This window comes from Gammaproteobacteria bacterium (ex Lamellibrachia satsuma) (assembly GCA_019623805.1).
Taxonomy (GTDB): domain Bacteria; phylum Pseudomonadota; class Gammaproteobacteria; order Chromatiales; family Chromatiaceae; genus QGON01.
Genome location: CP053680.1, coordinates 4,185,254 through 4,207,689, shown reverse-complemented (window position 1 = coordinate 4,207,689; position 22,436 = coordinate 4,185,254). Strand labels below are relative to the sequence as shown.

The 22,436-nt window shown below is 54.0% G+C and carries 23 protein-coding genes; 13 read left to right on the top strand and 10 right to left on the bottom strand.

Going from position 1 to position 22,436, the window contains the following annotated elements:
- The first annotated feature begins 17 nt into the window (after positions 1-17).
- Positions 18-689, top strand: coding sequence for a flagellar brake protein (locus tag HPY30_18150; protein ID QYZ67740.1), 672 nt, complete (start codon positions 18-20; stop codon positions 687-689).
- A 73-nt stretch (positions 690-762) separates the two neighbouring features.
- Here the strand turns inward: HPY30_18150 and trxB are convergent, their stop codons facing one another.
- Positions 763-1,719: a thioredoxin-disulfide reductase gene (gene trxB, locus HPY30_18145; GenBank protein ID QYZ67739.1), complete on the bottom strand. Its 957-nt coding sequence runs from the start codon at positions 1,717-1,719 to the stop codon at positions 763-765.
- A 239-nt stretch (positions 1,720-1,958) separates the two neighbouring features.
- On the opposite strand from trxB, the gene HPY30_18140 reads away from it, so the two are divergent.
- The 7 genes from HPY30_18140 to serS all read left to right on the top strand — a co-directional run bounded on the left by HPY30_18140 (position 1,959) and on the right by serS (position 9,527).
- Entirely contained in the window at positions 1,959-3,023 is a 1,065-nt protein-coding gene (locus HPY30_18140) for an alanine dehydrogenase (protein QYZ67738.1), read from the top strand.
- Between the two features lie 59 nt (positions 3,024-3,082).
- Positions 3,083-5,389 (top strand): cell division protein FtsK, encoded by a 2,307-nt coding sequence (locus tag HPY30_18135; GenBank protein QYZ67737.1) that lies wholly within the window; start codon positions 3,083-3,085, stop codon positions 5,387-5,389.
- 101 nt (positions 5,390-5,490) lie between these two features.
- Positions 5,491-6,111, top strand: coding sequence for an outer membrane lipoprotein chaperone LolA (gene lolA, locus HPY30_18130; protein QYZ67736.1), 621 nt, complete (start codon positions 5,491-5,493; stop codon positions 6,109-6,111).
- Positions 6,108-7,430: a replication-associated recombination protein A gene (locus HPY30_18125; protein QYZ67735.1), complete on the top strand. Its 1,323-nt coding sequence runs from the start codon at positions 6,108-6,110 to the stop codon at positions 7,428-7,430. The genes lolA and HPY30_18125 overlap by 4 nt, the downstream gene beginning before the upstream one ends.
- A gap of 141 nt (positions 7,431-7,571) precedes the next feature.
- Complete coding sequence (gene crcB, locus HPY30_18120) at positions 7,572-7,946, top strand: fluoride efflux transporter CrcB (GenBank protein QYZ67734.1); 375 nt, start codon at positions 7,572-7,574, stop codon at positions 7,944-7,946.
- A complete protein-coding gene (locus HPY30_18115; GenBank protein ID QYZ67733.1) occupies positions 7,943-8,245 on the top strand; it encodes a DUF190 domain-containing protein in 303 nt (100 codons plus the stop codon). The genes crcB and HPY30_18115 overlap by 4 nt, the downstream gene beginning before the upstream one ends.
- 10 nt (positions 8,246-8,255) lie before the next feature.
- A complete protein-coding gene (gene serS, locus HPY30_18110; protein QYZ67732.1) occupies positions 8,256-9,527 on the top strand; it encodes a serine--tRNA ligase in 1,272 nt (423 codons plus the stop codon).
- Between the two features lie 210 nt (positions 9,528-9,737).
- Here the strand turns inward: serS and ccmI are convergent, their stop codons facing one another.
- From ccmI to ccmA, 9 genes are read right to left on the bottom strand one after another with little or no spacing between them, the layout of a single operon-like run.
- Complete coding sequence (ccmI, locus tag HPY30_18105) at positions 9,738-11,015, bottom strand: c-type cytochrome biogenesis protein CcmI (protein QYZ67731.1); 1,278 nt, start codon at positions 11,013-11,015, stop codon at positions 9,738-9,740.
- Complete coding sequence (locus HPY30_18100) at positions 11,012-11,497, bottom strand: cytochrome c-type biogenesis protein CcmH (protein ID QYZ68124.1); 486 nt, start codon at positions 11,495-11,497, stop codon at positions 11,012-11,014. The genes ccmI and HPY30_18100 overlap by 4 nt, the downstream gene beginning before the upstream one ends.
- Positions 11,497-12,036: a DsbE family thiol:disulfide interchange protein gene (locus HPY30_18095; GenBank protein ID QYZ67730.1), complete on the bottom strand. Its 540-nt coding sequence runs from the start codon at positions 12,034-12,036 to the stop codon at positions 11,497-11,499. The genes HPY30_18100 and HPY30_18095 overlap by 1 nt, the downstream gene beginning before the upstream one ends.
- On the bottom strand, positions 12,033-14,042 hold the full coding sequence (locus HPY30_18090) for a heme lyase CcmF/NrfE family subunit (protein QYZ67729.1): 2,010 nt from the start codon (positions 14,040-14,042) through the stop codon (positions 12,033-12,035). The genes HPY30_18095 and HPY30_18090 overlap by 4 nt, the downstream gene beginning before the upstream one ends.
- A complete protein-coding gene (gene ccmE, locus HPY30_18085; GenBank protein ID QYZ67728.1) occupies positions 14,039-14,506 on the bottom strand; it encodes a cytochrome c maturation protein CcmE in 468 nt (155 codons plus the stop codon). The genes HPY30_18090 and ccmE overlap by 4 nt, the downstream gene beginning before the upstream one ends.
- Positions 14,503-14,670 carry a heme exporter protein CcmD gene (ccmD, locus tag HPY30_18080; protein ID QYZ67727.1) on the bottom strand — a complete coding sequence of 56 codons (168 nt, stop codon included), beginning with the start codon at positions 14,668-14,670 and terminating at the stop codon, positions 14,503-14,505. The genes ccmE and ccmD overlap by 4 nt, the downstream gene beginning before the upstream one ends.
- Complete coding sequence (locus HPY30_18075; protein QYZ67726.1) at positions 14,667-15,413, bottom strand: heme ABC transporter permease; 747 nt, start codon at positions 15,411-15,413, stop codon at positions 14,667-14,669. Before HPY30_18075 ends, ccmD begins: the two co-directional genes overlap by 4 nt.
- A gap of 1 nt (position 15,414) precedes the next feature.
- On the bottom strand, positions 15,415-16,098 hold the full coding sequence (gene ccmB, locus HPY30_18070) for a heme exporter protein CcmB (protein QYZ67725.1): 684 nt from the start codon (positions 16,096-16,098) through the stop codon (positions 15,415-15,417).
- Positions 16,095-16,742, bottom strand: a complete 648-nt coding sequence (gene ccmA / locus HPY30_18065; GenBank protein QYZ67724.1) for a cytochrome c biogenesis heme-transporting ATPase CcmA — start codon at positions 16,740-16,742, stop codon at positions 16,095-16,097. The genes ccmB and ccmA overlap by 4 nt, the downstream gene beginning before the upstream one ends.
- 485 nt (positions 16,743-17,227) lie before the next feature.
- Between ccmA and HPY30_18060 the strand changes: the two genes are divergently transcribed.
- The 5 genes from HPY30_18060 (at position 17,228) to napA (ending at position 22,373) form a co-directional block, all read left to right on the top strand.
- Positions 17,228-18,094: a hypothetical protein gene (locus HPY30_18060; protein QYZ67723.1), complete on the top strand. Its 867-nt coding sequence runs from the start codon at positions 17,228-17,230 to the stop codon at positions 18,092-18,094.
- A complete protein-coding gene (gene narL, locus HPY30_18055; protein ID QYZ67722.1) occupies positions 18,075-18,719 on the top strand; it encodes a two-component system response regulator NarL in 645 nt (214 codons plus the stop codon). Before HPY30_18060 ends, narL begins: the two co-directional genes overlap by 20 nt.
- 269 nt (positions 18,720-18,988) lie before the next feature.
- Complete coding sequence (napF, locus tag HPY30_18050) at positions 18,989-19,513, top strand: ferredoxin-type protein NapF (GenBank protein QYZ67721.1); 525 nt, start codon at positions 18,989-18,991, stop codon at positions 19,511-19,513.
- A 30-nt stretch (positions 19,514-19,543) separates the two neighbouring features.
- A complete protein-coding gene (locus HPY30_18045) occupies positions 19,544-19,813 on the top strand; it encodes a chaperone NapD (protein QYZ67720.1) in 270 nt (89 codons plus the stop codon).
- A complete protein-coding gene (gene napA / locus HPY30_18040; protein ID QYZ67719.1) occupies positions 19,800-22,373 on the top strand; it encodes a nitrate reductase catalytic subunit NapA in 2,574 nt (857 codons plus the stop codon). The genes HPY30_18045 and napA overlap by 14 nt, the downstream gene beginning before the upstream one ends.
- Positions 22,374-22,436: the final 63 nt, after the last annotated feature.

The following is a 22,436-nucleotide window of genomic DNA, read 5'->3' as shown; positions in this document are numbered from 1 at the left end:
CAATCCAGGAAAATCCCTTGTCAGACATTGTAACGAACTTGCAGATAGGAGAGGTATTGCAGCTGCAGTATGCCCCTCCCAGTGAAAATCAGGACCGGTATGCGGTCAAATTGATCGGATATCTTCCCAACGAGAGCCTGGTTATCACCACGCCCAGAAAGCAAGGCAAGGCAATCCTGGCCAGGGAGGGGCAGATGTTCACTGTTCGCGTGCTTCAAGGCAGCAATATTTTTGGGTTCGTGGCAAAAGTGTTGCAGACCTCATCAAAACCCTACCCTCATCTGCACCTGGCATACCCGGAAGAGGTTGAAAGTGCGGTGGTCAGGAATGCGCCACGGGTACATACCTCACTTCAGTCGGTTGTTCGCAACACAAAGAACCCGGATGATTCAAAACATGTCAACCGTGCCAAAGTTCTCGACCTGAGCCGGACCGGTACCCGTCTTTCCAGTGAAAGGTCGATGGGAGACGTGGGCGAGACGCTACAGCTGCAGTTATCGATAAAAAGTTGCGATGGTGATGATGTACTCCAGCTACTGGGTATCATACGCAATGTCCGCGAAATTGAGACGCCTGAAGGTGGGACTCACTATATCCACGGTCTGGAGTTCAGTGGGCTGAATCGTTTTCAGCAGGTTTTGCTCTGCGCCTTTGTGTTGGGCCAGATGGTGCACGAGCATGAGATGTAGAAGAGTCGATCAAGGCCATACCGCGCCAATCGCTGTGCGGCCTTGATCGGAGTTCTTCTGGCCCTGCTTACTCTCAGGACTCAAGTGCATCCAGAAAACGTTCCGCGTCCAGTGCGGCCTGGCAGCCTGTTCCGGCTGAAGTAATTGCCTGACGATAGACATAGTCCTGTACGTCACCGGCTGCAAAGATGCCTGGGGTGCTGGTCTGGGTCGCATTTCCTTCCAGCCCGCCCTGTACATCGAGATATCCATTGGTCATTTTCAGTTGCCCATCGAACAGTCCCGTATTGGGGCTGTGGCCGATAGCGATGAAGACACCCTGCAGGTCAATATCCCTGGTGGAGCCGTCTTCCACATTTTTAATGCGCATGCCGGTAACGCCGGTCTGATCGCCAAGCACCTCCTCGAGCACCTGACCCAGTTCCAGGGTGATATTGCCATCCGCCGCTTTCTTTCTGAGTTGGTCCGAGAGGATCTTTTCCGAGCGGAACTCATCACGCCGATGAACGACCACCACTTCGGAAGCGATATGAGAGAGATAGAGCGCCTCTTCTACGGCCGTGTTGCCGCCGCCAATGACGGCAACTTTTTGATTCTTATAGAAGAACCCATCACAGGTGGCACAAGCTGAGACGCCGCGTCCGCGGAAAGTCTGTTCTGATTCCAGGCCGAGATAGCGTGCAGAGGCGCCGGTGCAGATGATAAGGGCATCACAGGTGTAGGTTGCCTGATCGCCGGTCAGTTTGAAGGGACGTTCGCCCAGCTCCGCCTTGTTGATGTGATCGAAGATAATTTCAGTATTGAAACGCTCGGCGTGCAGACGCATCCGCTCCATCAGGTCGGGGCCCTGTACACCTGCGTTGTCGCCAGGCCAATTATCGACCTCAGTCGTGGTCATCAATTGGCCGCCCTGTTCCATGCCGGTGACCAGAACAGGATTGAGGTTGGCGCGCGCAGCGTAAACCGCAGCGGTATAGCCAGCAGGGCCGGAACCCAGGATTAACAGGCGGCAATGCTTGGTTTCGCTCATGTATACTTACTCCAGATCTGATGGGATTCCAGCGCACTGGAACTTTCCAAAACGGGTTAACAGTCTTTAAGCTTGATAACAGTGAAATGTGGGGATGGAAACAGAGGTTTCAAGTTCCGCACTCAACCGCCAAATTTTACGAAATGATCTGCCCCGGGTAAAGGTGACTCACCCTTTTTTGAATGGGTAAATGGGTCTCTTACTGCTTCAGAAGATTTCTCAGAGGGTAAAATGAGAATATGCGGATAGGCATACCGAAAGAGATCAAGCCACTGGAGGCCCGTGTCGGGCTGGTTCCGGAAGCTTGTGCCGAACTGGCTCGTGCGGGCCATGAGCTCTTTCTTGAGGCAGGTGCTGGTGTAGCAAGCGGCTATCCTGATGAGTCATATACCCAGCTGGGTGTCACGCTTCTGCCGGATGCCGAAGCGCTTTATGGTCAGACTGAAATAATCGTCAAGGTGAAGGAACCTTTTGCCGGGGAACCGGAGATGCTGCGGCGGGATCACCTGCTATTCTGCTTTCTGCATCTTGCAGCCAATTCCCAACTGACTCATCAACTGTTGGAATCCGGCGTCACCGCAGTGGCTTTTGAGACACTCGCGGATCGAGGCGGGTTACCGGTGTTGGCGCCGATGAGCGATATTGCTGGCCGCCTGGCCGTGCAGATAGGTACAGGGCTGCTGCATCAACCGGCAGGCGGAAAGGGTATCCTGCTGGGCGGGCTTCCAGCTGCTGAGCGGGGCAGGGTGGTTGTGCTCGGCGCGGGACAGGCCGGAGGCAACGCTGTGCGCATGGCTGCTGCCATGGGTGCAGAGGTGACAGTGTTTGACCGCCTACGGGAACGCATGGCCGCAATGCGCGCCGTCGGTGACAATGTCACTGCGCTCTATCCCTATTCGACAAGTATCTCCGCTGCGGTTGCGGGAGCCGATCTTCTCATCGGTGCGGTGTTGATTCCCGGTGCCAAATCGCCGCACCTGGTTTCCAAAGCCCAAGTGGCAAGCATGCAGGTGGGTAGTGTGGTCATCGATATCTCGGTGGATCAGGGAGGATGTATTGAGACAACCCGCCCGACGACCTACGAGTCACCCACTTTTCTGGTGGACGGCATCATCCATTTCGGGGTAACGAATATGCCGGGCGCCGTGCCCCGCAGTGCTTCGCAAACCCTCTCCGCTGCACTGCTTCCCTATCTGCAACGTCTGGCTGCCGGAAGGCTGGCAGAGGACGAAGTGCTGTCGTCTGCAGTTAATGTTTCGGGTGGAAAAATTGTGCATCCAGTCTTGCGCGATCAATACTTGTGAAATTAGAATAAGAACGTAAGCTAACTTAATAATTATTTTGCATAATCCAGGATAGTCAATTGCAGGCAAAATCAAAGGATTCGGTTGATCAGACACCCTTTGCGGCGCATGTCAGTCATGCATTGCGGGAGGGTGCCATGTGGAGTCTGTTCTGTCTCAGTGGTTATCTCCTGCTTACACTCATTACCTATTCGGTTGATGACCCGGGCTGGTCCTACACGGTACCCTCATCTCAAGTGATTAATTCAGGTGGTCCAGCGGGTGCCTGGTTTGCCGATGTTTTTTTCTACCTGTTTGGTATTTTTGCCTACCTCTTTCCCATCATGTTGAGTTGGAGTGCCGTACTGGTTTTCAGGCGCCGTAATCCGGACGATACCGTCAACGTCAATCTGGTCGCCGTTCGCTGGATCGGTTTCTTCATTACCCTGGCTGCCGGCAGTGCGCTGGCGGCGCTGCATACTGCACATTTGAAGATCGGATTACCCACCGGTACGGGTGGCGTACTCGGTGCATCTCTGGGCGGCTATTTTGAGGCGATATTCAGCCGCTCAGGCAGCAGCCTTCTGCTGCTGGCGCTTTTTCTCAGTGGATTTACCCTGTTTACCGGTGTCTCCTGGTTCACCGTGATGGACGGAATTGGTGGAACTGTGCTGAACACGCAGAGGTGGATGCTACTCAAGATCAGCGTTCTGCGAGAAAGACGTGCTGCCAATCAGGCACGTAAAAGCCGGGCTGAGACGGTACAGAGAGAGAAAAAGCGGGTCAGCAAACGTAAACCGCCGAAGATTGAACCGGTCATCAAAGCCCCCAAGCCGAGTATGCGGGAGGAGCGGGAACGCCAAGTGCCGCTCTTCGAGGCTGATCCCAACAGCGAACTGCCTCCGCTGATGCTGCTGGAACCTGCGAAACATTCAGGCCCACAATTCTCTGAAGAGTCTCTGCAGGCCATGTCACGCCTGGTGGAGTTGAAATTCAGTGACTTCGATATCGAGCTGGAGGTCGTGGCAGTGCATCCCGGGCCTGTGGTCACTCTCTACGAGTTGCAACTGGCTCCCGGCACCAAGGTGAGCAAGATAAGCAGCCTGTCCAAAGATCTGGCCAGGGCACTCTCCACGGTGGCGGTACGCGTGGTAGAGGTGATTCCGGGCAAGTCTGTGATTGGTCTAGAGATACCCAACGAAAACCGCGAGATGGTCTATCTCAGCGAGGTGCTCAAGTCCGAAGTCTACGATTTGGAGAAATCACCGCTCACTCTGGCGCTGGGTAAAGATATTGCCGGCAATCCCATGGTGGCGGATCTGGGACGCATGCCCCATGCGCTGATTGCCGGTACCACCGGTTCCGGTAAATCGGTGGCGATCAACGCCATGATTCTAAGCCTGCTCTACAAGGCCAAGCCCACTGATGTCCGCATGATCATGGTCGATCCGAAGATGCTGGAGTTGTCGGTCTACGAGGGCATTCCCCATCTGCTGACACCGGTAGTGACCGATATGCAGGAGGCCGGCAATGCCTTGCGCTGGTGCGTCGGTGAGATGGAGCGGCGTTACAGACTGATGGCAAACCTCGGCGTACGTAATATCGCCGGTTTCAATCGTAAGGTAAAAGACGCAATAAAAGCGGGTGAACCGATCAAGGATCCGCTGTTTCAGCCCGAACCGACTGAAATCATAGAGGCAATGGCATACCCGACGCTGGAACCTCTGCCCTATATCGTGGTCATTATCGATGAGCTTGCGGATTTGATGATGGTGGCCCGCAAGAAGGTGGAGGAGTTGATCGCAAGGTTGGCGCAGAAGGCCCGCGCTTCCGGTATCCATCTGATTCTTGCCACACAGAGACCCTCCGTGGATGTGATCACCGGTCTGATCAAGGCCAATATACCAACCCGGATCGCCTTTCAGGTCTCATCCCGCATCGACTCCAGAACCATTTTGGATCAGATGGGCGCCGAGCATCTGCTGGGACATGGCGACATGCTCTATCTCGGGCCTGGAGGGAATATTCCCCAACGCATGCACGGTGCCTTTGTGGATGACAATGAGGTCCACAGGGTGGTGAGTCATCTGAAAGCGAATGCCGGTCCTGATTATCTGGAAGAGATTGTGCAGGAGGCAACCGAGTCGCTACCCGGTTTTCCGGCGGAATCCGGTGACGTGGAGGATGTTGATCCGCTCTATGACGAAGCGGTACAGATTGTGACCCAGACGCGTCGCGCTTCAATTTCCGGCGTACAGCGCAGATTGAAGATTGGCTACAACCGGGCGGCCAGAATGATCGAAGAGATGGAACGTACCGGCATTGTCACGCCGGTGGAATCGAACGGTAGCCGCGAGGTATTGGCCCCGCCGCCGCCAGAGGATTAAATTGTAGGGGCGACGCCTCGCAGCGAAAACTTCGTGGATTAAGCTAAGTCGCGGCGGAGGCGCCGTTCCTAACTACAGCGATTAGATAATTGGCATATACGATGACTCCCAGATTTTTACTGTTGATGGCACTACTTTTTATACCCTTTGCCGTTCATGCGGATGAGGGTACCAAACAGTTGCAGCTCTTCCTGAAGAATCTGACAACCTTACAGGCGGATTTTCAGCAGACCCTGACAACCCCGGAGCTTGAAGGCGCCTTTATTACCAACGGCACCTTCTATCTCGACCGGCCCGGGCGTTTTCGTTGGGAATATGCGCCACCGAATGAACAGATCATTGTCGCCGACGGCAACCGTGTCTGGCTCCAGGACGTCGAGTTGGAACAGGTTTCCCACCGCAGCCAGCATGAGGCGTTAAAGGGAACGCCTGCACTGCTGCTGAGCGATACCAGTCCGGTTGACCGTCATTTCGACATACGGGAGCTGGGGGAAAAAGAGGGGTTGGTTTGGGTGGAGCTCCTCCCCAAGCAGAAGGATGTGCAGTTCAACAGTCTTCGCCTTGGATTGGCTGATCGTGAACTGCGGCGCATGGATATGTCCGACAGTTTTGGACAGGTAACCCGTTTCGTCTTTTCCAACATAACACGCAACACAGAACTGCAAGACGAACTGTTTATCTTCGATCCCCCATCCGGTCTTGATCTGATCGGCGATCTATGACTGAAGCCGATCTGTTCAGCCGTGAGCCTGATAGTGGAATGCGCCCGCTGGCTGATCGCATTCGCCCCCGCACGATGGATGAGTTTGTCGGGCAGTCACACATTGTCGGCCAGGGTAAGCCACTGAGGCGTGCAATCGAGGAGGACCGGTTGCACTCGATGATCTTCTGGGGGCCACCGGGAACCGGCAAGACCACCCTCGCCCGTCTTATTGCCGGGCACTCCGGTGCCAACTTTCTCAGCCTCTCGGCAGTGTTGTCCGGTGTAAAGGATATCCGAGCTGCAGTTGAGCACGCGCGCCTCTCCCGACAACAGGAGAATCGGGCAACCGTGCTGTTCATTGATGAGGTGCATCGTTTCAACAAGTCCCAGCAGGATGCGTTTCTTCCCCACGTGGAGGATGGCACTGTCGTTTTCATCGGCGCCACTACGGAGAACCCCTCGTTTGAACTCAACAATGCGCTCCTCTCCCGCGCGCGAACCTATGTGCTCAAGTCCCTGACCGAGGAAGATGTAAAACGCATCATTCGACAGGCATTGAGCGAAAAGGAGCGGGGGTTGGGAGAGCGTGAACTTCAGATGGACGATGAGGTTTGCGGGATGCTCGCGGAAGCGGCGGATGGCGATGCCCGCCGGGCCTTGAATCTGCTGGAGATTGCCTCCGACCTGAGTGAAAACAGCGTGATTGGTAAACAGGTTATCGAAGAGGTTGCGACCGGCACGTTGCGGCGTTTCGATAAAGGAGGAGAAGCCTTTTACGATCAGATATCCGCTCTGCATAAATCGGTACGGGGTTCGGCCCCGCAAGCGGCGCTCTACTGGCTTGCTCGTATGGTCGATGGGGGTTGCGATCCCCTCTATATTGCACGCCGCGTGGTGCGTATGGCATCCGAGGATATCGGCAATGCCGACCCACGGGCGCTGGAGATAACGCTCAATGCCTGGGATACCCAGGAGCGTCTCGGTAGCCCGGAAGGGGAGTTGGCCATTGCACAGGCGGTGACCTACCTGGCCTGTGCGCCAAAAAGCAACGCAGTCTATAGCGCCTGGAAAAGTGCACTTACCGAGGCAAAGCAGTCTGGTTCCCTTGATGTGCCTTTGCATCTTCGCAACGCGCCGACCAAGCTGATGAAGGAACTCGATTACGGCAAGGCCTACCGTTATGCTCATGATGAACCCCAAGGTTATGCCGCCGGGGAAAACTATTTACCAGAACAGCTTGCCGGCCGTGAATTCTATTTTCCCGTGGACAGGGGGCTGGAGATCAAGATTGCCGAGAAGCTGGCCTACCTGAAAAAACTGGATGCTGAGTCTTCGTAGTTAGCGTCATGGTGCGCACGGCGCACCCTACTCCACGCAGAACGCAGAACGTAGGGTGCGCCGTGCGCACCATCATTGCTATCCATCCCATAACAGCATAGGTAGAATGCTCCGTTTCAGCATGCTCAGAGGATAGTAGGTTTGACGCAGCTATTTGCCATCGCTGCAGGAGGCGCCGCAGGTGCGGTATTTCGCTTTTGGGTTTCCAACGGCATCTACGCTCTGTTTGGCCGCGGCTTCCCGTTTGGTACCCTTGTGGTCAATGTTGCGGGTTCACTACTGATGGGTTTTCTCTACATTCTGCTGCTGGAGAGAATGACCGTTGCGCCGGAGATGCGTGCCGCACTGCTGGTGGGTTTTCTGGGGGCGTTTACCACTTTCTCAACATTCTCCATTGAAACTTTGAACCTGATCGAGCAGGCGGATTTTTTGAAAGCGGGCCTGAACATTGCTTTCAGTGTCACCGCTTGTCTGCTGGCCTGCTGGTTTGGCGTCTTACTTGGGAGACAGCTATGAATCAGACCGAAGTTACCATGGTTCGGATCTACTTGACCGAAGGGGATCATCAGTTAAGACAGCTGCTGGACTTCCTGCACCAGCAGGAACAGGTGCGTGGCGTGACAGCCTTTCGCGGGATTGCCGGTTTCGGCAAGTCAGGCAAGGCCCATGAGTCATCTCTGTTGGATATTTCGCTGGACCTGCCGTTGGTGATTGAGTTCTTTGACCTGCCTGAAAAGGTAGAACAGGTGCTACAGGATCTGAACAAATTGATTGAACCGGGCCATATCGTAAGTTGGTCCACCAGACTGAATTAGGAAAAAAGAGATGCTTGACCCCCGACTGCTGAGAAATGATCTGGACAACATCGCGGCGTTACTTGAACGCCGGGGTTTTAAGCTGGATAAAGCGCGGATTTTGTCTCTCGAGACACGCCGCAAGGAACTGCAGGTTCAGGCACAGGAGCTGCAGAGCGAGCGTAACAGCCGTTCCAAGTCGATCGGCAAGGCCAAGGCCGCTGGTGAGGATATCCAGCCTCTTTTGGCAAAAGTGGCGGATCTCGGCGACAAGCTGAAGCTGCAACAGGAGGCCTTGAACGAGGTTCAAGCCGAGTTGCGCGATATCACCCTAGTCATTCCAAATATTCCCCATGATTCGGTGCCGGACGGCAAGAGTGAAGACGACAATCGGGAAGAGCGCCGCTGGGGAGAGCCGCAGGCATTCGATTTTGAACCCAAGGATCATGTCGATCTAGGGGAAGCCAAGGGGCTGATGGATTTCGATGCTGCATCCAAACTGACCGGTTCCCGTTTCGTCACGTTGCATGGACCACTGGCCAGACTCCAGCGTGCGTTGGCCCAGTTCATGCTGGATACCCACACAGATGAACACGGTTATACTGAAACCTATGTGCCGTTCCTGGTGAACCGTGACAGTCTGCGGGGAACCGGACAACTGCCGAAATTCGAGGAGGATCTGTTCGCCCTCAAGGGGGAACATCAATACTACCTGATTCCCACCGCCGAAGTGCCTGTTACCAACCTTGTGCGGGACGTGATCATCGACGACCAGGAGATGCCGCGCCGCTGGGTTGCGCAAACTCCCTGTTTCCGTAGTGAGGCTGGATCCTATGGGCGGGATACCCGGGGTATTATCCGTCAACACCAGTTTGAAAAGATCGAGATGGTGCAAATTGTACGGGCATCAGACTCCTACGATGCACTGGAAGCGCTCACTGGGCATGCAGAGACGATCCTGCAAAAACTGGGGTTGCCCTATCGTCTCGTAACCCTCTGTACCGGTGACATTGGCTTCTCATCTGCCAAAACCTACGATCTTGAGGTATGGCTGCCGGGGCAGGGCAAGTTTCGTGAAATCTCCTCCTGCTCCAATTTCGAGGATTTTCAGGCTCGTCGCTTGCAGGCGCGCTGGCGCAACCCGGAAACAGGCAAACCTGAACTGGCCCATACCGTCAACGGTTCAGGTTTGGCTGTGGGACGGACGTTGGTTGCGGTGATGGAGAACTATCAGGATAGTGACGGCAACATAACAGTGCCGGAGGTTTTGCGTCCCTATATGGGAGGGCTGGAAGTTATCTAGGCAGGGATCTGTCGGATTACGCAATGCCAATACGGCCTACTGACACGGAGTATTTGTCGTCTCGACCATAGGGAGAGATCTCCGTCCGGTTAGCACCCACATGCTACGTAGCACGAGATTTCTCCCTACGGTCGAAATGACAGGTAAAAAGATTATCCGACAAGTACAGGGATTTGTCGGGTTACGCTGCGCTAACCCATCCTAAATGTGTCAGGGATGCAGCCCATTGATGACAACTTTCACTGTGCCCGTCTGGCCAGGAGTGACGGGTTTGACCTCGCCCTCCGGATCTCCGCTCTTGGCTATGGGATTGCCTGAGAGCGAAATGCGCGCACCTACCACAACCTCAGGAAAGTTGGATAGCTTGAACTGAGGCATCATAGCCATGCCGTCATCCAACTCTATCGTCAGGGGCAGATCCCGCACCTGCTTGCGTGCGGCCGCCAGTGGCATCTGCGGTCCTTCCAACGCCTTGGCGTAGATAAATACCAGATCACCAGGTTTAGCCTTCGCACGCATCTCATCGGATAGCACGACTTCCAAGGTTATTTTCGACTTGCCTGCTGCATTGGCCGTCGGTACTGATTTGGCTGCGGCCTGCTGTACGATGCTGGGTAGTTTGGGTGTCTTGCCCATCTCTCTGCGCGCATCCTCAAGTGCGTTCGTGATGGTGGACGCATCCTTGTTATTCGGGCCGAGCAGAGTCTGCGCTCTCTCCCAATGCTCCACGGCAGCGAGGTAGTTTCCTCGCTGGTAGGAGACTATTCCCATCATCCAACGTGCATTGGGGTTATCCGCATCCAGCTTGACGGCCTTCTCGACGAGGGATGCAGCCTTGCCGGTGAAGTTGTTGCTGTCTGTTTTAGCCAGGCCCTCTGCGTAGGCCAGCAAAACGGCGGTGTTTTCCGGGGCGAGTCTCATGGCCTGTCCATAGGCCTCAAGCCCTTCCTCAACCCTACTCATGGACATGTAGCTGCGGGCCAGCATTAACCAGCCATCTATGTTCTCAGGCTGCTCCACCAGTTTATCAGCCAGTTTTTGCACCAGCTCTTCCATTGGAGGCAGGTTTTTGGCTTGTTCCTGGGCGCTGTTCACAGTAGTGTCAGGTACTTGGCCCGTCAGACGTGGAATGATTTCAGGGGTACCCAATATCTGGTAGAGGATCACAGCGCTGACAGGGATAAGCACGGCTGTGCCCATTGCCCACCTTCCGCTGCTGCGGTTCATTGCTGCAGGCGCCACTTTGTCGCCCGATACATCGATCAAGAGTTCTTTTTCAAGATCCTTGCGTGCAGCATCATAACGGGCCTGATCGAGAATGCCGCTGTCGAGGTCGTTATCCAGTTCTTCCAGCTGTTGCTGGAAAACCTCAAGATTGAGTTCATCGGAACTGATGCCTGTATTCTTAAAACCTCTTAGTAAAGGCAGAATAACAAAGGCCATGGCCAGGAGGGTCAACCCGGCCGCAATAATCCAGAAAAGGGTCATTTTTGTGCGTCCTTGGAATCAGACGGTTGCTTAAGAAGGGTGTCGAGCCGCTGTTGCTCATCGTTCGAGAGTTTGGTCTCTTGGGTCACGCTTTTTTTCCGTAGCGCACGGATAAGTACCAAAGCGCCAATGATCAGCAGTATCAACGGGCCGAACCAGAGTGGGTAGGTCGAGGGTTTCATCGGCGGATCGTAGAGGACAAAATCACCATATCGGGCAACCATGAAACGGATAATGTCATCTTTATCCTGTCCCGCCGTCATCATATCGAAAATCTCGTTGCGCAAATCCACCGCCAGCTCGGCATTGGAACCGGCGAGGGACTCATTCTGGCAGACGAGACAGCGCATCTCATCGATGACCTCGCGAAAGTCAGCCGCCTTTTGCGGATCTTCGAATGTGTACTCTGCCAGGGTGGCGGCATGGAGTGGGGTGGCGATTACGAGAAAAAACAGGCTCAGTAGAAAGCTACGCACGAACATCATCCTTTCTTTTTGAGTTCCGCCACCATCGGCAGAATCTTGTCGCGAATCAGATCCGGATTGACCGGTCCGGCATGCTTGTAGTGGATGATGCCCTTGGCATCGACAACAAAGGTCTCAGGTGCACCGTAGACGCCCAAATCAATGGCTGTGCGGCCCTTCTTGTCGAAGATATTGGCGGCATAGGGATTACCCAGTTGCCTGAGCCAGGCCTGTGCTGCGTCGCGTTCATCCTTCCAGTTGAGGCCGTAGATGTCGACCTTGTTCATGCGGCCGAGCTGTACCAGGGTTTCATGTTCAGCCCGGCAGGAGACACACCAGGTCGCCCAGACGTTGAGCAGATAGACCTTGCCCAGCAAATCCTTATTGGTGATCTGAGTATCGGGTTGTTCCAACAGGGGCAGAGAGAACTCGGGCACCTGCTTGCCGATCAGCGGGGAGGGTATCTCCCGCGGGTTCATGTCGAGTCCCTTGAACAGGAACGCGGCAATCACTGCAAAGATTGCCAAAGGCACAAGGAAACGCAGATAACGACTCATGAATGACTCTCCGCAGCGGCTGGGGTCGAACTCCCTGCCGTCAGGGTGGATGTGGAACTGGCTCGCTTGCGGGCCGTGCGATAGCGCCTGTCCGTGATGGCGAGCAACCCACCGATGCCCATGAAGATTGAGGCTATCCAAATCCAGCGAATATAGGGTTTGTAGTAGAGGCGCAGGCTCCAGTCCCCATTGCCAAGCGACTCACCAAGAGAGACATAGAGATCACGGGTCAGTCCCCAGTCGATCCCCGCTTCAGTCATGGGGCGTGTCTGCACAAAATAGGTACGTTTCTCAGGCTGCAGGATGGCGATCTGTTCGCCATCCTTGGAAATCAGAAAACGTCCACGATGGGCATTGTAGTTCGGTCCGGGAAACTCACTGACGCCCTCGAACCTGAAATCATAGCCGGCAATGTTTGCAGTATCACCGGGAGACATGCGGACGTCCTGCTCGATACCGTAGTTGGAAACCATGGTAACGCCGACGATAAACATGGCCACACCCATATGGGCGAGAATCATGCCGTAGTAGCTGCGGCCACCACCCGAGAGATCACGCATGAAGCCGCTGAAGCCGGATTTATGCTTGAGACGTTCTTTGACGTTGACCACATGGGAGAGTACCACCCACATCGCCAACCCCATACCGAGGCCCACCATCAGGTTACCGTCTGAAAACAGGGGCAGAAGCGTGAGCAGGCCGAAGGCCAGGCTGACGACAAACGCGACTCTCAACTGCTTGACCAGGAAGGCGGCGTCGGTGTGTTTCCAGCGGGAGATCGATCCCACGCCGATCAACAGCGCCAGAAAGGGCGTCAGCAGAACGAACATCTTGTTGAACCAGGGAAAACCGACTGAAATCTTGCCCCACTCCATGGCGTCGTAGATCAGCGGCGCCAAGGTGCCAAGCAGGATCAGACCGGCCAGTACCGATAGCAGTAAATTATTGCCCAGCAAAAAGGTCTCGCGTGAGATCAGGTCGAAGCGGCCGCCGCCGGAGATATAGGGGGCGCGCCATGCATAGAGCATGAGAGAGCCACCGATCGCGACCAGCAGAAAGATCAGGATGAAGACGCCGCGTTCCGGATCTGACGCGAAGGAGTGGACGGAGGTCAATACGCCGGACCGGACGAGGAAGGTGCCAAGCAGACTCAGGGAGAAGGCAAACAACGCCAACAGCACGGTCCAGCTCTTGAAGGCACCCCGTTTCTCGGTCACCGCCAGTGAGTGCATCAGGGCAGTGCCTACGAGCCATGGCATCAAAGAGGCATTTTCCACCGGATCCCAGAACCACCAGCCACCCCAGCCCAGCTCATAGTAGGCCCACCAACTGCCCAAGGCGATACCCACAGTCAGAAAAACCCAGGCCACCGTGGTCCAGGGACGTGACCAGCGTGCCCAGGACGCATCAAGCTTGCCGCCAAGGAGGGCGGCAATGGAGAAGGCAAATGCGACTGAGAAGCCGACATAACCCATGTAGAGCAGTGGGGGGTGAATGGCCAACCCCGGATCCTGCAACATGGGGTTGAGTTCGCGGCCCTCAAAGGGTACCGGAAAAGTGCGGTCGAAAGGGTTGGAGGTCATCAGCAGGAACAGCAGAAAACCAATGCTGATCATGCCCATAACCGACAGCACCCGGGCGACCACAGGCAGCGGCAGGTTACGGCTGAAAAGGGCGATGGCTGCGCTCCAGGCGGCAAGCAGAAAGGCCCACAACAGCAGTGATCCTTCGTGAGCGCCCCATACAGCGGAGATCTTGTAGAGATCTGGCAGTTTGGTGTTGCCGTGTTGAGCGACATAGATGACCGAGAAGTCGTTGGCCATAAAGGCATTTGCCAAAACTACGGTCGAGAGGGTCAGAAAAAGCAGCTGGCCCCAGACCAATGGCCGGGAAAGGGCCATCCAGCTGTGGGTGTTCGTATAGGAACCCGCGAGTGGGATGACAGCCTGGATGATGGCAAGGCTGAGTGCCAGGATGAGCGCATAATGTCCAATTTCAGGGATCATTGGACACTCACCTGCTGCTGCATCTCTTTGACGCCTTCATCGTGGGCCGTTTTCAGAGAGTCAGCCACTTCCGGCGGCATATAGTTCTCATCATGTTTAGCCAGTACTTCACTGGCGACGAAAATACCGCTTTCGTTCAACTGCCCCAGGGCGACGATACCTTGGCCCTCGCGGAACAGATCGGGAAGAATGCCGGTGTACTCCACGGTAACGGTCTCGGCATTGTCTGTGACGTCAAAGGCCGTGGTAAGTCCATCAGACCTGCGTTTAACACTGTTATTACTCACCAATCCGCCGACGCGGAAGGGGTGGCCGGTGGGGGCTTTTCCTTCAGCTATTTCGGAGGGCGAGAAGAAAAACATCAGATTTTCATCAAAGGCGTTCAGAGCGAGCCAGGCAGCGACACCGATACCGGCAACCATCATACCAATCAGATAAAGGCGTTTTTTTCGAATAGGATTCATTTTTGCTCTCTCTTCTCGCGACGCAGTTTGCGGGCGATGTCAGTTAGGACCCGGCGGCGCTGTAAAAGCGGGCTGACCCAGTTGGCAACGAGGATGACGAAAGCCAGTCCGTAAGACGGCCAAACATACATGGCATAACCGCCCATATCCAGAAATTCGCTCATTTCATCTCCCCTTCAACCAGCTCGCGCACCCATCGGGTATTGCGGTCACGTTCCAGTACTTCAGCTCGTGCCCGCATTAAGACCACGGCACCGTAATAAAGTTTAAAAGAGATGGCCATCAACAAAAGCGGGATTAGCATGCTGGTCGACATGGCCTGTTTTCCAGTCATGGTCACGGATGAGGTCTGATGCAGCGTGTTCCACCACTCCACCGAGTAGTGGATGATCGGAATATTGACCACGCCCACCAGCGCCAGAATAGAGATGGCTCGTGCAGCCACGCGTTTGTCCTCTATAGCGCTGTAGAGCGCGATGATGCCTAGGTAGAGAAACAGCAACAATAGCTCAGATGTGAGACGTGCATCCCAGACCCACCAGGTCCCCCACATGGGTTTGCCCCACAATGAGCCGGTCACCAGTGCCAGAAAAGTAAAGGATGCCCCAACCGAGGCACTGCTGATAATCGTGATCTCCGTGATTTTGATGCGCCAGACCAAGCTGATCAGGCCGGCGGCCGCCATCACCATATAGATGAACATCGACATCCAGGCCGCAGGCACATGAATGTACATGATGCGGTAGCTTTCTCCCTGTTGATAGTCGGGTGGGGCGACGAACAGCCCGTAATAGATACCGGCGATCAGGGTGAGCAGAAAAGAGATCGCGAACCAGGGAATCATCTTGCCCGCGACGTTGTAAAAGTAACGGGGCGAACCCATCTGATGGAAAAATCGAACTATCATATCAACTTAAACTGATTCTCAGAGAAGCGGCGGTGGCCAAAGGCGCCAGAACAAGGGAACCTACCAGCATGGCTGCAAGGATGGAAATCTGCGCGCTGGTGGGAATCCCCACAATGGAGGTCTTTACTGCATCGGTGGCAAAGATCAATACCGGGACATAGAGCGGCAGCACCAGCAGTGAAAGAATGACGCCGCCACGGCGCAGACCGACGGTCAATGCCACGCCGACCGAACCGATCAGGCTTAATACCGGAGTTCCGAGTACAAGCGTCAGCATCAGGGTCGGAATGGCATCAGTGGGAACATTCAGCATCATCGCCAGCAAGGGGGCGGCGATGAAAAGCGGCAGTCCGGTGATCATCCAGTGCGCCAGAATCTTTGCCAGGACCAGCACCGAAATCGGATGGGCACTGAGCATAAACTGCTCCAGGGTCCCATCATCAAAGTCGGAACGGAACATGGTGTCCAGGGAGAGCAGGGCGGCGAGTAGGGCCGCGACCCAGATGACGCCGGGACCTACCGCCTGAATCAGCTTGGGATCGTTGCCGATGCCCAGGGGAAACATGGCGGTGACCAGCACAAAAAACAGTAGCGGGTTGACCAGTTCGGCGCGACGCCGGTAGGCCAGGAGCAAGTCCCTTTTGAGGAGCAGGGTGAATGCGCTGGTAAGAGAGAGCGTGCTCATCGATCCGACAGGTTGACCCGTACCAGTTTGACATCTTCCTTGAAGCCAATACGGTGATGAGTCGTCATGGCCGCCATGCCACCAGATTGCAGGTGCGCTTCAAAGAGCCGTTCCATGTGTTCTATGCCTTTTCTGTCCAGTGAGGTAAAGGGTTCATCCAGAATCCAGAACTTTGCATCGGTGACCAAAAGCCGGGCAATTGCCAGACGCCGCTGCTGTCCTGCTGACATATTGCGGGTTGGCACGTCCTCGAAGCCGTAGAGCCCTACCTGATCCAGCGCCTCTTCCAGGGTGATCCCCTCTTTAGCCTTACCGAATCCGCGGGCCACGCGCAGGTTTTCCAAGGGGGTCAGATCGAGTTTGCTGCCGTCCTTGTGTCCAAGGTAGGCGGTGTGCTCGTGATATTCAGGACCCAACCTGAAGATATCTTCACCCTTCCAGAGCAGTTGTCCCGATTCCGGCAGCCGGATACCGCACAAGATACGCAACAGGGATGTCTTACCACTGCCGTTGCGTCCTTCGAGCACAAGCGCTTCGCCGGGGTTCACGGTGAAACACAGGCTTGAAAAGAGCACCCGGTCGTCACGGATGCACTCAAGGTCCCTGGCTTCAAATGTTGCAGTATCAGAAAGAGGTGAAGTCACGTTTTATATTTATGGGTGTGGTCCTGGAGATGATCACACTATCTGTATCAGCAGTTCGGAGTGCTGCAAGCCGTTAATTTCAATAAGGCGCAACCATACCTGATATGAGGGGTGAATCACAAGAATTGTGAGGCGAGGTTACCCGATTTTTTCGATCTTATCACGTTGTTTACAAAGCACTTGTTTTATCCCTTGAAAATTGAGGGTAAGGAGAATTGCTGCAGTTTCTCATTATCAGCAAATAATACCGAAACTTAGGTAGCTTTGCATACCAATAAATTGGCAACTAATTGATTGCTTTAACAAAATATTCTAATAAACTTATTCGTCATTGATAATTATCATTCAAAATCAATGCCGGTATCAGGGAAAATATTCACGTACATTTTTATTGGCTGAACGAATACAGATCGCTTTATTGCCAGGCGGTCAAAAGGTGATCTTGGTTTCGACAATCGACCATTGTTTGCTTATAAGGTGACAAGATGGATGTAGCGGTACGTGAATTTCAGCTCCGTGATCAAGCGGAGCAGTTTGGCGTGCTTTTGGTTGAATTTTCTGAGAAAAAGGCGCTTGAAGAGTGGCAGCAGCGTCTGTTGGAAACCGTGGCCAGCCACATTGCCTTGTCGATCAATGTGGCTCAGCGGGCATCACAAGGCCGGATGTTGTCGCTTATGGAAGAGCGCAGTGTGATTGCCCGGGAGTTACACGATTCGATTGCCCAATCTCTCTCCTACCTCAAAATACAGGTTAGCCGTCTGGAAAAGAGTGTCTCCGAAGAGCATGACCAAGAGAGTATTCTCTCCATCACTCAAGTCCTGCGCTTGGCACTCAACGGTGCCTACCGGCAGCTGCGGGAATTACTGACTTCATTTAGGTTGCGGGTCAACGAGGCAGGACTCGTCGCCACGCTGGAAAATACCGTCCGTGAATATGCCGACAGAAGCGGCATCCGGATTGAGTTTGTCGACCGGATCGCAAATTGCAGATTCAGCCCCAATGCGGAGATTCATGTCATCCAAATTGTACGCGAAGCACTCTCAAACGTAATCAGACATGCCAGCGCAACAACCGCTCAAGTACTGCTTGAGTGCCAGCCCGATGGCGTTGTCAGGGTTCGGGTTGAAGATGATGGCATTGGCATCGCCAGTAAAAACGGCGATATGATGCAGCATTACGGCTTGCCGATAATGACAGAACGCGCCGCATGGCTGGGTGGCGAACTTTCGATCACAGAGACGGACAATGGCGGGACTAGAATCGAGTTGACATTCAGCATCTCTGGTAGTGACCATACCTTATCCCATGAAAACCTCTTTCAGAAGATGAATAATGCCCGAAACAAAGCTTAGCACTGTACTTGCTATTGACGATCACCCCCTGTTCAGGAAAGGCGTGGCAGACCTGATAGATATGGAGGAATCTCTGGTGCTAGCAGGTGAAGCCGCAAATGGTTTCGATGGTCTGGCGCTCGCAAAGCGTATCAAACCGGACTTGATCCTGTTGGACATCAATATGAAGGGGATGAACGGAATTGAAACCCTGCGCGCGATCAAAAAAGAAAATCCCGATGCACGAATTTTAATGCTTACTGTTTCTGATAATGAAGAGGATGTCATAGCCGCACTACGCCAGGGTGCGGACGGTTATCTGTTAAAAGATATGGAGCCTGAAGATATCCTCAGATCGCTCCGCAAAGCGATCGAAGGGGAAATCGTCATCAGTGAGCGACTGACCCGGTTACTTGCCCAGGCCCTTCGTGAAGAGGAAAAATCGCCGCAATCAGTGACTTTGGCAGGGTTGACTACCCGTGAACGGGAGATTCTGGGTCAGATTGCTTGTGGCAGGAGTAACAAATTAATCGCCCAGGCACTGGATATTTCTGAGGGTACGGTTAAGGTCCACGTTAAACATCTGCTGAAAAAACTCAATCTGCATTCTCGGGTCGAGGCGGCAGTATGGGCGTTAAAAAAGTAGACAACTGCGTTGCTTGCCCATTGTTATTTCAAAGATCTCGGCACCCCTTCACTGTACGCTTACATAACTAAGGTTAACCTCTCCATTCTGTTAGGGTAAACATTAATCTACCCCAGAGAGGTTATATACCAATTATTAGGTATGCGTGAATAACTATTAAATGGTAATTGGTTGAATAATTTGAAGAAAGTTGACGCGCTGTTTCCCAATCCCTTGACCAGCGTCAATGATGTTGTTCGGTGCCAGTGACAGAATCTCGCAAGGTTCTAATGAAACACCATTTGATAGTGTCAATTAACAGAACACAATTTCTTCGTGGCGACCTGTGTGGGGCACAGTCCTCTATCAGACCGCCATGGTCAAAACCTGAAGCGGAATTCGTCGAAAAGTGCGAACGATGCGACGACTGCATCTCAGAATGTCCGCAACAAATCATCCAGCGGGGCCCCGGTGGATTTCCCAGAATAGATTTCTCACAGGGTGGCTGCACATTCTGTGGGGATTGCGTAAAGGCCTGCACCCATAAGGTGCTGGCCTTTTTTAATGACCTGAATCAGCCGCCCTGGCCGCTGAAAGCCGAGATCGCAGACAACTGCCTTTCGATGCAGGGTGTTGTCTGCCGTAGCTGCGGCGAAGTCTGCGATGAATCAGCTATACGCTTCAAACTGGAGGTCGGCGGTAAGGCCCGGCCCCTACTTGACCCAGATGACTGTACGGGCTGTGGCGAATGCTTTGCCGTCTGCCCCTCTCAGTCTGTAATTCTCAAGCCGCAGCAACAAGACAAAGCGGCATAGTAATTCGATACCCGGAGGAATCCCAATCTTATGAATATTTGTAGTCTTGTTGTGCATACAAAGCCGGAGAAGGGGCCTGTCGTCTCCAGGCGGCTGGAAAAAATAACAGGTGTTGAAGTCCATGGCGGTGAGGATGCCGACAAATTGATCGTCACTGTTGAAGATGAAGGGGAAACAGTTTCCCCAGTGTCCGATACGATGAATGCGATGAATGGAGTTAAAGGGGTAGTGAGTACAATTCTGATTTATCACTATGGTGGTGAGGAATCGATGGAGGATATGAAACGTGAAATTAACTAGACGCGACTTTATTAAGAGCAATGCAGTTGCTGCTGCGGCTTCGGTGGCGGGTGTAACCCTGCCGGCGATTAAAACCGCTACAGCAGCTGACGGCGACGATGGTATCCGTTGGGATAAGGCAGCCTGCCGCTACTGTGGTACCGGCTGTAGTGTTCTCATGGGTGTCAAAGACGGCAAGGTTGTGGCCAGCCAGGGTGATCCTGATGCGCCGGTCAACAAGGGCCTGAACTGCATCAAAGGTTACTTCCTGCCGAAGATTCTCTACGGACAGGATCGTGTGACCCAGCCGATGCTGCGCAAGACCAACGGCAAGTACGACAAGAACGGCAAGTTCGAGGCAGTTTCCTGGGAAGAAGCGTTCAAGACTATGGCCGAGAAATGGGTCGCAGCCCGCAAGGCCAAGGGTGCCAAGGGTGTCGGCATGTTCGGCTCCGGACAGTGGACCGTCTGGGAAGGATATGCTGCTGCCAAACTCATGAAAGCGGGTTTCCGTTCCAATAGTATTGACCCCAATGCCCGTCACTGCATGGCCTCAGCTGTAGGTGCCTTCATGCGCGCCTTCCGCATTGATGAGCCCATGGGTTGTTACGATGATCTTGAACACGCTGATGTTTTCGTCCTCTGGGGCGCGAATATGGCAGAGATGCATCCCATCCTCTGGTCACGTCTTACCGATACCCGTCTGACCAAAACAGGCTGTGAAGTACACGTGCTCTCCACCTATGAGCATCGTTGTTATGAGCTGTCGGACAACTCGATTATCTTCGAGCCTCAGAGTGATCTGGCGATCGCCAACTTTATCGCCAATTACATCATTCAGAAGAAGGCCTACAACAAGGACTTCATCGGCAAGCACGTTAACTTCAACAAGACCACCACCGATATCGGTTATGGCTTACGTCCGAGTCATCCTCTGCAGAAGGCTGCGAAGAACCCCAACAAGGGCAAGTTCAACAAGATCGCCTTTGATGAGTATGCGAAGCTGGTCTCTGAGTACACTGTTGAAAAAGCCAGCAAGCTTTCCGGTGTGCCAAAGAAGAAGCTGATCAAACTGGCCGAGGCCTATGCTGATCCCAATAAGAAGGTCTCCTCCTTCTGGACCATGGGCATGAACCAGCACACCCGCGGTGTCTGGATGAACGGTCTGGTCTATAACATCCATCTGCTGATGGGCAAGATCTCAGAGCCTGGTAACAGCCCCTTCTCACTGACCGGTCAGCCATCTGCTTGCGGCACCGCACGTGAAGTAGGTACCTTTACCCATCGTCTGCCTGCCGATCTCGTCGTCAAGAAGGATGCACATTGCAAATTTGCTGAGAAAGTCTGGAAGCTGCCAGCAGGCACCATTCCAAGACATAACGGTATGTCAGATAAGGCTGCTCAATCGGACATCAGCGGGAAGCCAATGGGCAAGACCCTGATCCACGCGGTCGCCATGCATCGTGCGCTCAAAGACCGCAAGATGAACTGCTTCTGGGTCATGTGTAACAACAATATGCAGGCCGCTGCCAACATGAACGAGGAATCTCTCCCCGGTTGGCGTGACCCAGCCAACTTCATCACCGTTACCGACCCCTATCCCACGGTATCTGCGCAGGCGGCCGATCTGGTCCTGCCGACTTCCATGTGGATCGAGAAAGAGGGTGCCTATGGTAATGCAGAGCGACGCACCCAGTTCTGGCGTCAGCAGGTTCAAGGGCCGGGTGAGTCCCGTTCCGATCTGTGGCAGCTCATGGAGTTCTCCAAGTATGTAAAAGTGGAGGATGTCTGGCCGGAGGATCTTATCGCCAAACAACCTGAATATGCGGGCAAAACCCTTTATGAGGTTCTCTACACCAACGGTCAGATAGATAAGTTCCCGAAACAGCAGATCACTGATGATCGTGGCAACGAGTACGGCAACGATGAGATGGACCACTTCGGCTACTACGTGCAGAAGGGGCTTTTCGAAGAGTACCGGTTGTTCAACTCCGTGCCTGGTATCCCCAAGAAGGGCCACGAGATGGCGGACTTCGATACCTATCACAAGGCACGCGGGCTGCGCTGGCCTGTGATCGATGGTAAGGAGACCCTGTGGCGCTTCCGTGAAGGTTACGATCCGCATGTAGAGAAGGGCAGTGAAGTCCAGTTCTACGGTGCCAAGGACAAGAAGGCCAACATCATCTTTGGTCCTTACGAACCAGCAGCGGAAATGCCGGACAAGGAGTACAACCTGTGGCTTTGCACCGGTCGTGTTCTTGAGCATTGGCACTCGGGTTCCATGACCCGCCGTGTGCCTGAGCTCTATCGCGCCGTACCGGATGCCGTGGTGTTCATGCACAAGAAGGATGCCAAGAAGCGCAAACTGCGTAATGGTCAAATGGCCAAGATTGTCTCTCGTCGTGGTGAGATCGTCTGCCGTGTTGACACCAAGGGACGAAACAAGACGCCTGAAGGTCTGGTGTTCGTTCCCTGGTTCGATGCTGGTCGTCTGGTCAATAAACTGACCCTCGACGCCACTGATCCACTCTCGAAAGAGACGGATTACAAAAAGTGTGCGGTGAAGATCAGTAAGGCCTAAGAAGACGGAATCCGGTCTGGTTCGCCAGACCGGAGACCGTCATAACTAAAAACATTTGCAATC